Below are 15,005 nucleotides of genomic sequence, written 5' to 3'. Positions count from 1 at the left end.
GTTCCGGGCGTGCGGCTCCTGGTGCTGGCTTCCCGTCAGTTGAAGCCGGTCGGCAGGTACTGGTCGATGTTGTCCTTGCTCACGACGGCGGAGTACAACGTGATCGACGCCGGGATCTCGAACTCGGCCATGCCCGAGACGCCCTTCTGCTGGCCGAGGGCGCGCGCGAGGTCGATCGCGGACGCGGCCATCGTCGGCGGGTACAGGACGGTGGCCTTGATCACCGAGTCGTCGGCCTTGATGGAGTCCATCACGGCCTTGGAACCGGCGCCGCCGACCATGATGAACTCGTCGCGGCCCGACTGGTCGATGGCGCGCTTGACGCCGACGCCCTGGTCGTCGTCGTGGTTCCACATGGCGTCGAACTCCGGCACGGCCTGGAGCAGGTCGGACATCTTGCGCTGGCCCGACTCGACGGTGAACTCGGCGGCCTGCCGGGCCACCTTCTCGATGTTGGGGTAGTTCTTCAGCGCGTCGTCGAAGCCCTTCGTGCGCTGCTGGGTGAGCTCCAGGTTGTCGAGCCCGGCCAGCTCCACGACCTTCGCGTTGCTCTTGCCCTTGAGCTGCTCGCCGATGAACCGGCCCGCGTTCAGGCCCATGCCGTAGTTGTCGCCGCCGATCCAGCAGCGGTACGCCTGCGGGCTGTTGAAGATCCGGTCCAGGTTGATGACGGGGATGCCGGCCCGCATGGCCTTCAGCCCCGCCTGGGTCATCGCCTTGCCGTCGGCCGGCAGGATGACGAGGACGTCGACCTTCTTGTTGATCAGCGAGTCGACCTGGCCTATCTGGGTGGCCGTGTCGTTCGAGCCCTCGGTGATGTCGAGGGTGACGTCCTCGTACTTCTCCGCGCGCGAGCGCGCGTTGTCGTTGATGGCGTTGAGCCAGCCGTGGTCGGCCTCGGGGCCGGCGAAGCCGATGGTGACCGGCTTGCCGGGCTTGTCGTCCGAGACGTTTGCCTGCTGCTGCTCGGAGCCGCCCTCGTCGTCGCTGTCGTCATTGCTGGTGCAACTGGTGAGGAAGGCGGCGGCGGAGACACCGGCGGCGCCGAAGAGCATGTTTCTCCGGCTGAAAGGCGATTCTGGCATGTGAGTACGACCCTTCATTGCGTCGAGGATTTACGCGAAGTGTGGTGCTGGATAAGGACGGCGGCGACGATGATCGCGCCCTTGGCGATCTTCTGTACGTCGCTTTGCACGTTGTTGAGCGCGAAGAGGTTGGTAATGGTGGTGAAGACGACCACGCCCAGCACCGAGCCGAGGATGGTGCCCCGGCCGCCGCTGAGCAGGGTGCCGCCGATGATCGCGGCCGCGATGGCGTCCAGTTCGTAGAGGTTGCCGTTGGTGTTCTGGCCGGAGCCCGCGAGCACGATGAGCATGAACGCCGCGATGCCGCAGCAGAGCCCGGACAGGCCGTACAGCAGCAGGCGCTGGCGCTTGATGTCGATGCCGGCGAGCCGGGCGGCCTCGGGGTTGCCGCCGACCGCCACGGTGCGGCGGCCGAAGGTGGTGCGGTTGAGCAGCACCCAGCCCAGGGCGGCGACGCCGAGGAAGATGAGGACCAGGTACGGGATGCCGAGGATGCGGGCGTCCGCGTTCCCGAGGTCCAGCACGGCGTCGACCTCGACGATCTGCGTCTGGCCGTCGCTCATCTGCTCGGCGAAGCCGCGCGCGGAGGCGAGCATGGCCAGCGTGGCGATGAACGGCACGAGGCTGCCGTACGCGATGAGGACGCCGTTGACCAGGCCGCAGCCTATGCCGACGGCTATCGCGCAGAAGAGCATGCCCGACAGGCCGTAGTCCTGCGTCGCCTGCGTCGTCGCCCAGACCGAGGCGAGGGCGACGATCGCGCCGACCGACAGGTCGATGCCGCCGCCGATGATGACCAGCGTCACACCGATGGTGACGACGCCGATCGCCGACGACTGGGTGAGGATCAGCCGGAAGTTGTCGACGTCCAGGAACTGGTCGGGCTTGGTGAGGGCGCCGACCGCGACCAGCAGGCCGAGCACGCCGACCAGCGCCAGGAGTCTGAAGTCCAGATGGCTGTGCCAGGCGGCGGCGTTGCCGTTCCCCTGAGGCTTCTCCGGCGCCGGGGCGGAGAGCGAGTCCGATTTGCTCAACACTTACGAGGTCCCTTCCATGACGAGGTCGAGCACCCGGTGCTCGTCGAGATCCCGGGCCGGGGCGGTGTGCACGACCTGGCCCTCGCGGAGTACGAGGACGCGGTCGGCGAGGCCGAGGACCTCGGGGAGTTCGCTGGAGACGAGCAGGACCGCGACGCCTTCGTCGGCGAGCCTGCGGATGAGCGCGTACAACTCGGCGCGGGCGCCGACGTCCACGCCGCGGGTGGGCTCGTCCAGCAGCAGCACCCGGCAGTCGCGCAGCAGCCAGCGCGCGAGCACGGCCTTCTGCTGGTTGCCCCCGGAGAGCGTGCGGACGGGGGCGTCGGGGTTGTCGGGGCGCAGCGAGAGGTCGCGTACCGCCTGCCGGGCCGCGGCCCGCTCCCCCGACCGGTCCAGCCAGCCGCCGGTGGAGAAGCGGGTGAGCGAGGAGATGGAGACGTTGCGGCTGACGGACTCCGTCATGAGCAGCGCCTGCGACTTGCGCTCCTCGGGGGCCAGCCCGATGCCCGCCTTGACGGCGGCGGTGACGCTCCCGGGGCGCAGCGGGCGGCCGTCGACGAGCACCCGGCCGGCGGTCGGCTTGCGGGCGCCGAAGACGGTCTCCAGGATCTCCGAGCGGCCGGAGCCGACCAGGCCCGCGAGCCCGACGATCTCGCCGGGGGCGAGCTTGAGGTCCACCGGCGCGAACTCGCCCTGCCTGGCGAGCCCTTCGAGGGTGAGCACGGGGTCCTTGCCCGCGCCCGGCGCCTCGGGCCGCTCGGGGAAGACGTGCGCGACGTTGCGGCCGGTCATCAGGGTGACGATCTCGTTGGTCGACGTGCTCTGCGCGGGCAGCCCGCGGGCGACGGCACGGCCGTCCTTGAGCACGGTGACACGGTCGCCTATCCGGCGGATCTCCTCCAGCCGGTGGGAGATGTAGATGACGGCGACGCCCTGCTCGGTGAGGTCGGCGACGATCCGGAAGAGGTTGTCGACCTCGTCGGGGTCGAGCGCGGCGGAGGGCTCGTCCATGACGATGAGCTTCACGTCGTGGGAGAGCGCGCGGGCCATGGAGACGACCTGCTGGCCGGCGGCGGAGAGGTCGCCGACGATGGTGGACGCGGAGATCTCCGGGTGGCCGAGCCGGGCCAGCAGGTCCTGGGCTGCGGTGTGCGCCTCGCGGGCCTTGATGAACCCGCCGGAGGCGCGCTCGTGGCCGAGGAAGACGTTCTCCGCCACCGACAGGTGCCTCACCAGGTCGAGTTCCTGGTAGATGGTGGAGATGCCCAGCCGCATGGCGGCGACGGGCGACTTCAGCGCGGTCTCGGCGCCCTGCCAGACGATGGTGCCGTCGTCGGGCTGGTGGGCGCCGGCCAGGACCTTGATGAGGGTGGACTTGCCCGCGCCGTTCTGGCCGAGCAGGCAGTGCACCTCGCCGGCCACGACGTCGAGGTCGACGCCGTCGAGCGCGCGGACGCCGGGGAAGGATTTGGTGATCCCCGTCATGGTGAGCAGGGGTGTGGCGGGGGTGGGCGGCGTATCTGACGTAGGCGCCATGTACGGATCTCCTCGGCGGTGCTCCGACTGCGGCTGCGCAGGGGCAGGTTGGGCAGGGCGGAGCGCAAACGGGCGGGTTCACCGGGCGGTGCGGGTGGTGCGGTGGAGTGGTCGGAGGGCAGCGGCGTGGTGCGGGGGCCTGCGCGGGTGGTGCCGCGGTCGGCCGGGGGTGCTGCGGGTGGTGCGGGTGGTGCTCTCGGTGCCTGTGGTGCTGGGGCGGTGCGTGGGTCGTACGGGGTGGTGCGGTGGGTCGGACCTGGGGTGGTGCGGGCCGTACGGGTGGTGCGCGGATGTCCGCGCCCGGCGTCAGGCGGGCGAGAACAGGTGGTCGCTGGTGAGCCGGGCGGCGCCGATCACGCCCGCGGTGGGGCCCAGCTCGCCGAGCACGATGGGGAGGTTGCCGGTCGCCAGGGGCAGCGACTGGCGGTAGACCTGGGTGCGGATGGCGGCGAGGAGCGTGTGACCGAGGCCGGTGACGCCGCCGCCGATGACCACGAGCCCGGGGTTGAAGAAGCTGACCAGTCCTGCGATGACCTGGCCGGTTCGGGTGCCGCCCTCGCGGATGAGGTCCAGCGCGACCGCGTCGCCCGCGGTCGCCGCCGCGGCGACGTCCTTGGCCTCCAGTTCGCCGGTCTCCTCCAGCCGGGCGGCCAACTGCGCGGACCGGCCCTCGCGGGCGGCGTTCTCGGCGTCCCGCGCGAGGGCGTAACCGCCGAAGTACGCCTCCAGGCAGCCGCGGTTACCGCAGGCGCACGGGCGCCCGTCCACCTCCACCTGGATGTGGCCGATGTCGCCGGCGCTGCCGTTCGTCCCGCGGTAGACCTCGCCGCCGACGAGGATGCCGCAGCCGATGCCGGTGCCGATCTTGACGTAGAGGAAGTCCCGTACGGCACGGGCGACACCGGCGTGCTGCTCGCCCTGGGCCATGATGTTCACGTCGTTGTCGACCATGACGGGGCAGCCCAGCTCCTGGCTGAGCGCCTCGCGGACCGGGAAGCCGTCCCAGCCGGGCATGATCGGCGGCGCGACCGGCACGCCCTCGGGGAAGCGGACGGGACCCGGGACGCCGATGCCGGCGCCGTCGAACCCCTCCGCCACCCCGGAGGCGCGGAGCTTGGCCGCCATCGCCAGCGCCTGCTCGAAGACCGCTACCGGGCCCTCGCGCACGTCCATGGGCTGGGTCAGATGACCGAGCACCTCCAGCTCCGCGTTGGTGACCGCCACGTCGATGGAGGTGGCGCCGATGTCGACGCCGAGGAAGCGCAGCGAGGGCGCGAGGCGGATGTTGTGCGACCTGCGTCCGCCCCGTGAGGCGGCGAGGCCGTCGGCGACCACGAGCCCGGTCTGCAGCAGCCGGTCGATCTCGACCGCCAGCTTGGACCGGGACAGTTCCACCTGGTCGCCGAGCTGCGCCCGGGAGTTCGGCCCGCCGTCACGCAGCAGGCGGAGCAGTCGCGCCTGGTGCGCGTTCGCGGGCCGAGCTGTCATGCGCCTCACGCCACTCCTCCCCGGCCTCGCGTACGTCGTTCTCGTACGCCGTTGTCGGCTTTCCGAGGGGAACGTAGCAGTGCTTCGCCACTGAGGGAAGAAGTTCTGCAGGAATCGGTATCTACTTTCTCCACCATCAGGACAAAGATGGGGTCGCCATCGGCGGCGTACGCTGACCGGCATGGGTCGGGTGACGGTGCGGCGTCCGGTGGTGCGGGTGCGCGGGGGGCGGGTGGACCGGCGGGCGGACACGCTGGTGGCGGAGGAGCCGCTGGAGATCCGGCTGGGGGGCCGGGCGCTGGCGATCACGATGCGGACGCCGGGTGACGACTTCGCGTTGGCGACGGGTTTCCTCGTGAGCGAAGGGGTGCTGGCGCGGGGGGCGGAACTGGCGTCGGTGACGTACTGCGCGGGGGCGGTGGACGGCGCGGAGGGCGGCAACACGTACAACGTGGTGGACGTGCGTCTGACCGCGGGCGTGGTGGCGCCGGACGTCTCGCTGGAGCGCAACGTCTATACGACGTCGTCGTGCGGGCTGTGCGGGAAGGCGAGCCTGGACGCCGTCCGCACGACCACACGCTGGCCGGTCGGCGACGAGGGCATGCGGCTCACACCCGGGGTCCTGGCCGCGCTGCCGGACCGGCTGCGGGCGGGGCAGCGGGTCTTCGACCGCACCGGAGGGCTGCATGCCGCCGCCCTGTTCACCGAGGACGGAGAGCTGATCGACCTGCGCGAGGACGTGGGGCGGCACAACGCCGTGGACAAGCTGATCGGGCGGGCGTTGCAGCAGGACCGCCTCCCGCTCTCCGGCGCCGTGCTGATGGTCTCCGGTCGGGCCTCCTTCGAACTGGCGCAGAAGGCGGCGATGGCCGGCATCCCCGTCCTGGCCGCGGTCTCCGCGCCCTCCTCCCTGGCCGTCGACCTCGCCGCAGAGACCGGCATGACGCTGGTCGGCTTCCTGCGCGGGGACACCATGAACGTGTACGCAGGCGAACACCGCATCGCGCTCTGACGCACCCCGGGGGCGGGTAGACAGTGTCCACCCGCGTGGTAGACACTGTCCACCATGACCGCGGACACCCGCGCGCGCCTGCTGGAGGCCGCGCTCGAACTGCTCGACGAGCGAGGCGTCGACGCCCTCACCCTGCGCGCCATCGCCCGTCGCTGCGGCGTCTCGCACGGCGCCCCGCTCAAGCACTTCCCGCACCGCGCGGCGCTGCTGTCGGCCGTGGCCACCCAGGGCTTCCGCGAGTTGCAGGACTGGGCGGGCGAGGCGCTGGCGAAGCTGCCGGCGGACGCGAGCCCGGCCCGGCGGCTGCGCACGGGCACGCGCGCGTACGTGGAGTACGCCGTGGCCCGGCCCGAGATGTTCGCGCTGATGTTCCGCCGCGACCTGCTCGATCCGCAGGACCGCGAGCTGGGCCGCGCCTCGCTCGGCGGCTTCGAGAACCTCGTCCGTCTCGTCGAGGCCCGGCAGGCCGAGGGCTGGCGGGCCGACGCGGACCCGCGGCTGCTCACCGGCGCGCTGTGGTCCGCCCTGCACGGCACCGCCGAGCTGTGGTCCTGGGGCTCCCTGCCGCTGGCGACCGGCGCGGCGACCATCGACGACGTACTCGACGGCCTCTGCGAGGCGTTCGAGATCGGCCCACCCACCGCACGACGAAAGCGAAGCACGCCATGACCACCACCCCTCCCCCGGACTTCGACCGGGAGACCGCCGTCCACGCGCGGCCGGGCGAGCCCGGCACGTACGACACGGACCTGCCCGGCGCGTGGAAGGTCGGCCAGGGCATCAACGGCGGCGTGCTGCTCGCGGTCACCGCCCGCGCGCTGGCCGCCGAACTCGGCACCCCCCGCGACGACCGCCCCGGCCACCCGGATCCGCTGTCCATCTCCGCGTACTACCTCTCCACGGCCACCGCGGGCCCGGCGGTCGTCCGCACCGAGACCATCCGCCGCGGCAACTCCGTCTCCCACGGCGGCGCGGAACTCCTCCAGCAGGAGGACCCCGCCGCCGACCCGGCCCCCCGGCTGCGCGTCCTGGCGGCCTACGGCACCCTCGGCGGTCAGCCCGACGACGTCAGGACCTCCGCGAAGCCCCCGGCCCTGGCGCCGGTGGAGCAGTGCATAGGCAGTGACGCGGCCCCGCCGGAGTTCCGCGCGGAGTCCCCGATGCTCACCCGCGCCGACCTCCGCCTGGACCCGTCCTGCGTGGGCTGGGCGGTCGGCGCGCCGTCGGGCCGGGGCGAGATGAAGGGCTGGTTCCGCCTGCCGGAGGACCGCGACCCGGACCCGATGCTGCTGCTGATGGCCGTGGACGTGCTGCCCCCGGTGAGCTTCGACCTGGGCGTGATCGGCTGGGCCCCGACGCTGGAACTGACGGCCCACGTACGCGCCAGCCCGGCACCGGGCTGGCTCCGGGTGATCCACACGACCCGCAACGTCGCGGGCGGCCACATGGAGGAGGACGCGGAGATCTGGGACTCGGCGGACCGCCTGGTGGCCCAGTCCCGCCAACTGGCCCGCCTTCCCCGGCAGTCCTGACCGGGGCCGCCCGCTCCCGCCGGAGATCGCCGCCCAAGCCGGGCGGTTTCGTCGCGCTGCTCCCGGTGGGGAGGTGTGAAGCCCGTTCGGGGGCCGGGGAGTCGGTGCCGGCCTTCGCCCGGGCCCGCCCCGCTCTCCCGCCATGTCCGCCGGCTCGGGGCGGGGTTGACACGGTGCGTCATGTCCATGACTGTCGAGCCTTCGGCGACGTGCATCCGTTCCGGGGGCGCAACGCCGACGACAGGCCGCCGACACGGAGGTACGTGGATGGGGGAGCCGACGTTCGGACTCCTGGGGCCGCTGCGGGTGTGGGCGGGAGGCGTCCCCGTCCGGATCGGGGGGCCGAAGCCGAGGGCGGCGCTCGCCACGCTGCTGCTCCAGCCCGGCCGCTTCGTCTCCGTGGACGTGCTGACGGAGGTGCTGTGGCCGGGCGGGGCGCCCCCGTCGGCCGTGGCCAACGTCCGTACGTACGTGCGTAACCTGCGCCGGGCGCTGTCCGCCGCGGGGATCTCCGCCGCGGGGCTGCGGACGGAGCCGTCCGGCTACGCGTTCGACGTCGCACCCGACGACGTCGACATGCTGCTCTTCGAGCGCCACCTGGACCGGGCGCGCGCGGCCCGCGACCGGGGCGACGACGTCGCGGCGCTGCACGACTACGAGACGGCGCTCGGCCTCTGGCGCGGCGGCGTACTGCAGGACGTACCGGCCAGCGTGGTCTGGGACCCCGGCGTCACCAGGCTGGAGGAGCTGCGCGCGACCGCGGTCGACGAGTGCCTCGGGGTCCGGCTGCGGCTGCGGGACTACGCGCTCCTCCTCGCCGAGCTGCGCTCCCGGCTCACCGAGGATCCGCTCCGGGAGGACCTGTGGCGCATGCTCGTACGGGCGCTGCACGACTCGGGCCGTACGACCGAGGCCCGCTCCGCCTACGCCGAGGCCGAGCGCGTCCTGGCCGCCGAACTCGGCACCGAGCCGAGCAGGCCGCTGCGGGCGGTCGGCGAGGAGGTCAACGGCTACGCCGGGCGGCGCCCCGCGGTGGCGGTCACGCCCGTGTACCAGTTACCCATGGACGTACCGGACTTCACCGGCCGGACGGCGGAGATCGCCGCACTGGAGAAGCTGCTGTCGGCGGCCGACCGGCGACCGGTCGTCGTGGCGATGTCGGGGCCGCCGGGGTCGGGGAAGTCCGCGCTGGCGGTGCACGTGGCGCACCGGGCCCGCGCGGCGTTCCCCGACGGCCAGCTCTTCGTCGACCTCGGCGGGCTGAGCGACCGGCCGCGCGACCCCGCCGACGTCCTGGCCGAGATGCTGCGCGGCCTCGGTGTCGTCGACAGCACCGTCCCCGCCGAGCGGAGCGAACGGGCCGCGCTGCTCCGCTCGCGCCTGGCGCAGCGGCGCTTCCTCATCGTCCTCGACGACGCGGCCGACGGCGCGCAGGTACGCCCCCTGCTGCCCGGCACCGGCGGCTCGGCCGTGCTCGTCAGCTCCCGCCGCCGGATGCCCGATCTGCCGGCGCACCACTTCTCGCTCGGCGAGCTGAAGCAGGAGGAGGCCCGCGCCCTGCTGGGCACCGTCGCCGGCCCCGACCGGCTGGTCGACGACGCGGCCGGGGCGGACCGGGTGCTCGCCGGCTGCGGCTCGCTGCCGCTGGCCGTACGGATCGCGGGGTCGCGGCTGGCGAGCCGGCGGTCCTGGACCGCGGCGACGCTGGCCGATCTCCTGCAGGACGAGCGCGGGCGGCTCGACCAACTGCAGGCGGGCGAGCTGGAGGTGCGGGCGAGCGCGGAGCTGAGCTACCGGCACCTGCCGGAGGCCGCGGCCACGGCCTTCCGCGCCTTCGGCGGGCTGCCGGCCGAGCCGGTGGGCGGCTGGCTCGTGGCCGTCGCCATGGGCGGCGCCGCCGACGACGCCGCCGAAGCGCTGGCCACCCTGGCCGACAGGCACCTGATCGAGCCCGTGGGGACCGACGGCCTCGGGCTGCCGCGCTACCGCATGCACGACCTGCTGCGCTGCTACGCGCGCGAGCTGGCCGACGCGGACACCTTCACGGTGCGCCGCCGGCAGCAGCTCCGCATCGTCGACGCCCTGACCGCACTCGCGCGGAGTGCGAACGCGGCCATGCCCACACGATTCCTCGGCGTGTTCGGCGCGGCGGCCCGGCCGGCCGGGGCGGGCGCGGAGATCATGCGGGCCGTGCGGGCCGCGCCCGTCGAGTGGTTCGAGACCGAACGCCGGATCCTCGTCGCCACGGTGGAGTCCGCGCTGCGGCTCGGCCGGGTCGCGCAGGCCGCCGACCTCGCGCTGGAGCTGGCGAGCTTCTTCGACCTGCGCGGCTACTACGGCGACTGGCTGCGTACGCACCAACTGGTGCTCGACGCGATACCGGCCCCGTCGGACGCGCGGGCCGCGGCGCTGCTCCGTAACATCGGGCAACTCCACCTCTACCGCGACCGCTACGCCGACGCGCTCGACTCCTTCGTCTGGGCCCGCGCGATCTTCGCCGCGGCCGGCCACCCCGCCGGCGAGGCGATGGCGGCGGCGGGCGAGGGATCCGTACACCGGATCCTGGGCGACCTCGACGCGGCGCTGGCGACGTTCACCGACACGCTGCGCGGCTTCCGGGAGGCCGGCGACCGGCACGGCGAGGCGGTCGCGCGCAACGCGATCGCCTCCGTCTGGCTGGAGCGCGGGGACCCGCGCGCCGCCGCGTCGTGGCTGGACGGAGCGCTGGAGCTGGCCCGGGACCTCGGCGACCGCCACCGCGAGGCGCAGGTCCGCCGCCGTATCGCCGTGCTGCACGATCTGCGCGGCGAACCGGACCTGGCACGGGCGGAGCTGGAACGGGCCCTGGACATCTTCGGCGACCTCGCCGACACGCACTGCGCCGCCTACGTGCAGGAGAGCATCGGCGAACTGTGCCTGCGCCGCGGCAACGCGGGCGAGGCGTCGGCGCTGCTCGCCGACGCGCTCGCCGTGCAGCGGCAGTTGGGCGACCGGCGCGCGGAGGCGAGCCTCGCCTGCCTCCTCGGTGAGCTGCACCGCGCGACGGGCAGGGAGCAGACCGCGCGGCACTACTTCCACCGCTCCCTGTCCACCTGGCGGCGGCTGGAGGCGCACGACCGGGCCGAGGTGGTGCACGCGAAGCTGCGGGCGCTGCGCTCCGGCCCGGGATGACGCGCGTAGAGCGAATGCGGCGGAAAGCAGGCGCATTCGCTCCACGCGGGCGCGTCAGCAACCGTTCGTGCTCTTCAGCCGCCGGTCGAGGTAGTCGTACCAGGTGACGCCCTGGACGACCGCGACGACGACGGAGCCGTTGTGGATCTGCTCGTAGTGCAGGTGGGGGGTGAAGTCGTAGATGGCGGACGTGGCGCCGACCTTCCCGATCACCTGGCCCCGCTTCACCTGCGCGCCGCGCCCGACGTTGCGCTCCTTCAGATGCGCGTACCGGGTCCGCCATCCGTCGCCGTGGGCGATGACGATGGTGTTCCCGTAGCCGTCGCCGGTGGAGTAGTACGACGCGACGACCGTGCCGCCCGCGCTGGCGAGCACGCGGCGGCCCAGGTCGTCGGGGGTGCCCTGGGCGTTGTAGTGGTTCCAGTCGATGGAGTGCGCCGGGCCGTGCCCGCGCCAGTTGTTGCCACGCCAGACCTGGCCGCAGATGAACGGCATCCTGAAGCCGGGCCGGGCCAGCGGTGCCGCCGTCTCTGACTCCGTGCCGGCCTGGGGTGCCGCGACGGCGACCGGCGTCGCGACGGCCACGGCGGCGGCCACGCACACCGCGGCGAACAGTCGGTGGAATCGTCTGCGCATGGTTCTCCCCTTCTCGTCGGTGACCCGGCGATTGAAGGGGGCGCCGATACAAAGCGGATACACGGGGGCGTTCGCATACGGTCACGGCCGGCTGAAGCCCTGCGGCGGCGGCCGGTCGGACTACCGGCGGAAGGCCGGTCCGACGGGCAGAACACGATCTGCCCGACGGCGCGGCGGGGTGTGGGCCCCGTTGCGGCGGTGGTACGGATGGCGTCGTGGAGTGGTTTTCGTCTGACGGGTACTGGCTCAGCCGGCTGGTTTTCCAGCGCGGGCTCGCCCTGCTGTACGTCGTCGCCTTCGTCGCCGCGGCGCGGCAGTTCCGGCCGCTCATCGGTGCGCGCGGCATGCTGCCCGTGCCGCGCTTCACCGCGCGGGTGCCGTTCCGGCGGGCGCCGAGTCTCTTCCAGGTGCGGTACTCCGACCGGCTGTTCGCCGGGGTCGCCTGGGGTGGTGCGGCCCTGGCGGCCGCCGTGGCCGGCGGGGCGGCGGATGCGGTGCCGTTGTGGGCGGCGATGCTGCTGTGGGCGGTGTTGTGGGCGCTCTACCTGTCGATCGTCAACGTGGGACAGACGTGGTACTCGTTCGGCTGGGAGTCGCTGCTGCTGGAGGCCGGGTTTCTCGCGGTCTTCCTCGGCAACGACACCGTCGGGCCCCCCGTGCTGGTGCTCTTCCTGCTGCGCTGGCTGCTCTTCCGGGTCGAGTTCGGCGCCGGGCTGATCAAGATGCGCGGCGACCGGTGCTGGCGGAAGCTGACCTGCCTCTACTACCACCACGAGACCCAGCCGATGCCCGGGCCGCTGAGCTGGTTCTTCCACCATCTGCCCCGGCCCCTCCACCGGGTCGAGGCCGCCGCCAACCACGTCGCCCAACTCGGGCTGCCCGTCCTGCTGTTCACGCCGCAGCCGGTCGCCACCTTCGCCGCCGCGGCCATCGTCGTCACCCAGCTCTGGCTGGTGCTCTCCGGCAACTTCGCCTGGCTCAACTGGATCACCATCCTCGTCGCCCTCACCGCGATCGACGGGCGGTTCGTCGCCGACCACACCCCGCTGCCCGGCCCGCCCGGGTTCGGCGCCACGCCCACCTGGTTCATCGTCGTCGTCTGCGCCGCGACCGCCGTCGTCCTCGCGCTGAGCTGGTGGCCCGCCCGCAACCTGCTCTCCCGGCGGCAGCGGATGAACGCCTCGTTCAACTCCCTCCACCTCGTCAACACCTACGGCGCCTTCGGCAGCATCACCCGCGTACGGCACGAGATCGTCGTCGAGGGCACGGCCGACACCATGCCCACGGCGGCGAGCGAGTGGCGGGAGTACGGGTTCAGGGGAAAGCCAGGCGATCCACGGCGGTTGCCGCGGCAGTTCGCGCCGTACCACCTGCGGCTCGACTGGCTGATGTGGTTCGCGGCGCTCTCCCCCGCGTACGCGGAGCGGTGGTTCGGCCCCTTCCTGCTGCGGCTGCTCGACGGGGACCGCGACACCCTCCGGCTGCTGGCCCACAACCCCTTCCCCGGCACCCCGCCGGGCAGCGTCCGCGCGCGGCTCTTCCGGTACGAGTACACGGACTGGGCGGAGCTGCGCCGCACCCGGGCATGGTGGCGGCGGGAGTTCGTCCGCGAGTACGCCCCGCCCGTGACCGCCGGCGAGCGCAGCGGCCTCAGCCCGTGAGCCGCTGCAGCCCCACCACCCGCAGCAGCTCCAGCCGCTGGTGCGACTCGCTGCCCGGCCGCGCCGTGTAGACCACCAGCCGCTGGTCGTGCTCCGGGTTCAGCAGCACCTCGCAGTCCAGCTCCAGCAGCCCGGCCACCGGGTGGACGAACCGCTTGACCTCCCGGCGCCGCACCGCCACGTCGTGCGCCTCCCAGAGCGCCGCGAACTCCGCGCTGCGCGCCCGCAGCCGCCGTACGAGACCGGCCACCCGGGCGTCGTCCGGCCGCCGGGCGACGGTGGCCCGCAGGTCGGCGACGGCGCGGCGGGCGACGTCCTCGCGGTCCTCCGGCGGGATCAGCGCGCGGCTCTCCGGCTCCGTGAAGAACCGCCAGACGATGTTGCGCCCGTCCCCGGCGCGGTCGGCGGTGTCCCCGGACAGCGCCCGCGACAGGGCGTTCTGCGCCAGCACGTCGCCGCAGTCGGCGAGCACCTGGGCCGGGGTGTCGGTGAGCCGGTCGAGGATCAGCAGCAGCCCGGGGCGCACGTGCGCCCCCGCGCCGCGGGCGCGCGGCGGCTCCTCGCCGGCCAGGTGGAACAGATGGTCGCGCTCGTCGTCGCCGAGGCGCAGCCCGCGGGCGACGGCGGCGAGCATCTGGCGCGACGGGCGGGAGCCGCGGGCCTGTTCGAGCCGGGTGTAGTGGTCGGCGGACATCCCGGCGAGCTGCGCGACCTCCTCGCGCCGCAGGCCCGGCGTGCGGCGCCGCGCCCCGGGCGGCAGGCCGACGTCCGCGGGGGTGAGCCGGGCGCGGCTGCGGCGCAGGAAGTCGGCCAGCTCCGTTCTGTCCATGGCCACCAAGGGTGCCGCAGGGGTGCGCCCGCAGCCAGGGACCGCCCGTCCCCGGATGAAGCCGTCTCTCCCGCCGCGGGCACGCCGGCCGCAGGGTGGCGGGGACGTCGGCGTACGAGGAGCGGAGTGACGATGAGCGTGCTGGTGACGGGAGCGACGGGGGCGGTCGGGCAGCGGTTCGTACCGCGGCTGCTGCAGTGGGCGGGCGGCGAGGAGGTGCGGCTCCTGGTGCGCGACGAGGAGCGCGCCGTGCCGCTCGCCGGGCGGGGCGCCCGCCTCGTCGTCGGCGATCTGCGCGAGCCCGGCGACCGGCGCCGGGCGCTGGCGGGGATACGCGACGTGGTGCACGTCGCCGCGGCGTTCCGCGACGTGCCGGACGAGGAGGCGTACGCCGTGAACCGCGACGCGACGCTCGCCCTCGGCGCCGAGGCCGCCGCGGCGGGCGTGCGCCGCTTCGTCTTCACCAGCACCAACCTCGTCTACGGCGCCGGCCGCGGCCGCCCTGCCGTGGAGACCGACGAGCCCCGCGGGGACGGCCCGCTGGCCGGCGCGTACCCGCGGTCGAAGACCGCCGCCGAGAAGGGGCTGCTGGAACTCCACCGGGACCGCGGCCTCGACGTGCGCGTCGCGCGGCTGGCGTTCGTCTACGGCGAGGGCGACGGGCACCTGGAGGCGTCGCTGCGCTGGACCCCGCACATGGCCGCGCACCAGCGGATCCAGATGGTGCACCAGGCGGACGTCGCCCGGGCGCTGTGGCGGGTGCTGAGCGCTCCGGGACTCGCCGGGCGGGTCTACAACGTCGCCGACGACGCGCCGGTCAGCGCGCTGGAGCTGCTGCGCCTGGTCGGTGCGCCGGTCCCGGAGGGGATGGCGGAGCGGGCGTCGGACGACCCGTGGCACGGGGTGGTCTCGAACGCGCGGATCCGCGCGGAGCTGGGCTTCCGGCCGCTGTACCCGTCGCTGTGGACGGCCCGGGACGCGGGGGCGCTGTAAGGGAGAGCCGCGCCGGACGAGAAGG

General features: G+C 73.6%; 12 protein-coding genes. 6 read left to right on the top strand and 6 right to left on the bottom strand.

Features of this window, described 5'->3' with window-relative positions; all coding sequences use genetic code 11:
• Positions 1–35: 35 nt before the first annotated feature.
• From DMB38_RS30705 to DMB38_RS30690, 4 genes are all read right to left on the bottom strand, one after another.
• Positions 36–1,085: a substrate-binding domain-containing protein gene (locus DMB38_RS30705; RefSeq protein WP_206337767.1), complete on the bottom strand. Its 1,050-nt coding sequence runs from the start codon at positions 1,083–1,085 to the stop codon at positions 36–38.
• 14 nt (positions 1,086–1,099) lie between these two features.
• Positions 1,100–2,122, bottom strand: coding sequence for an ABC transporter permease (locus DMB38_RS30700; protein ID WP_125937877.1), 1,023 nt, complete (start codon positions 2,120–2,122; stop codon positions 1,100–1,102).
• A complete protein-coding gene (locus DMB38_RS30695) occupies positions 2,123–3,658 on the bottom strand; it encodes a sugar ABC transporter ATP-binding protein (RefSeq protein WP_125937876.1) in 1,536 nt (511 codons plus the stop codon).
• Positions 3,659–3,964: 306 nt separating this feature from the next.
• On the bottom strand, positions 3,965–5,146 hold the full coding sequence (locus tag DMB38_RS30690) for an ROK family transcriptional regulator (RefSeq protein ID WP_047018821.1): 1,182 nt from the start codon (positions 5,144–5,146) through the stop codon (positions 3,965–3,967).
• 181 nt (positions 5,147–5,327) lie between these two features.
• Here DMB38_RS30690 and fdhD point away from each other — a divergent pair, with 181 nt between their 5' ends.
• The 4 genes from fdhD (at position 5,328) to DMB38_RS30670 (ending at position 10,861) form a co-directional block, all read left to right on the top strand.
• Complete coding sequence (gene fdhD / locus DMB38_RS30685) at positions 5,328–6,158, top strand: formate dehydrogenase accessory sulfurtransferase FdhD (RefSeq protein ID WP_125937875.1); 831 nt, start codon at positions 5,328–5,330, stop codon at positions 6,156–6,158.
• Between the two features lie 54 nt (positions 6,159–6,212).
• Positions 6,213–6,827 (top strand): TetR/AcrR family transcriptional regulator, encoded by a 615-nt coding sequence (locus tag DMB38_RS30680; RefSeq protein WP_125937874.1) that lies wholly within the window; start codon positions 6,213–6,215, stop codon positions 6,825–6,827.
• Positions 6,824–7,690, top strand: coding sequence for a thioesterase family protein (locus DMB38_RS30675; RefSeq protein WP_125937873.1), 867 nt, complete (start codon positions 6,824–6,826; stop codon positions 7,688–7,690). Before DMB38_RS30680 ends, DMB38_RS30675 begins: the two co-directional genes overlap by 4 nt.
• A gap of 267 nt (positions 7,691–7,957) precedes the next feature.
• Positions 7,958–10,861: a BTAD domain-containing putative transcriptional regulator gene (locus DMB38_RS30670; protein ID WP_125937872.1), complete on the top strand. Its 2,904-nt coding sequence runs from the start codon at positions 7,958–7,960 to the stop codon at positions 10,859–10,861.
• A gap of 54 nt (positions 10,862–10,915) precedes the next feature.
• On the opposite strand, the gene DMB38_RS30665 is transcribed toward DMB38_RS30670, so the two are convergent.
• Positions 10,916–11,497, bottom strand: coding sequence for a M23 family metallopeptidase (locus DMB38_RS30665; protein WP_240662553.1), 582 nt, complete (start codon positions 11,495–11,497; stop codon positions 10,916–10,918).
• 215 nt (positions 11,498–11,712) lie between these two features.
• On the opposite strand from DMB38_RS30665, the gene DMB38_RS30660 reads away from it, so the two are divergent.
• On the top strand, positions 11,713–13,158 hold the full coding sequence (locus DMB38_RS30660) for a lipase maturation factor family protein (protein ID WP_125937871.1): 1,446 nt from the start codon (positions 11,713–11,715) through the stop codon (positions 13,156–13,158).
• Here DMB38_RS30660 and DMB38_RS30655 read toward each other — a convergent pair.
• On the bottom strand, positions 13,148–13,987 hold the full coding sequence (locus DMB38_RS30655) for a helix-turn-helix transcriptional regulator (RefSeq protein ID WP_125937870.1): 840 nt from the start codon (positions 13,985–13,987) through the stop codon (positions 13,148–13,150). The two genes, DMB38_RS30660 and DMB38_RS30655, sit on opposite strands and share 11 nt — an antisense overlap.
• Before the next feature lie 132 nt (positions 13,988–14,119).
• Here DMB38_RS30655 and DMB38_RS30650 point away from each other — a divergent pair, with 132 nt between their 5' ends.
• Positions 14,120–14,980, top strand: a complete 861-nt coding sequence (locus DMB38_RS30650; RefSeq protein ID WP_125937869.1) for an NAD(P)-dependent oxidoreductase — start codon at positions 14,120–14,122, stop codon at positions 14,978–14,980.
• The last annotated feature ends 25 nt before the right edge of the window (positions 14,981–15,005 follow it).

This window comes from Streptomyces sp. WAC 06738 (assembly GCF_003945505.1).
Taxonomy (GTDB): Bacteria; Actinomycetota; Actinomycetes; order Streptomycetales; family Streptomycetaceae; genus Streptomyces.
This window is presented reverse-complemented; position numbering and strand designations above follow the sequence as displayed.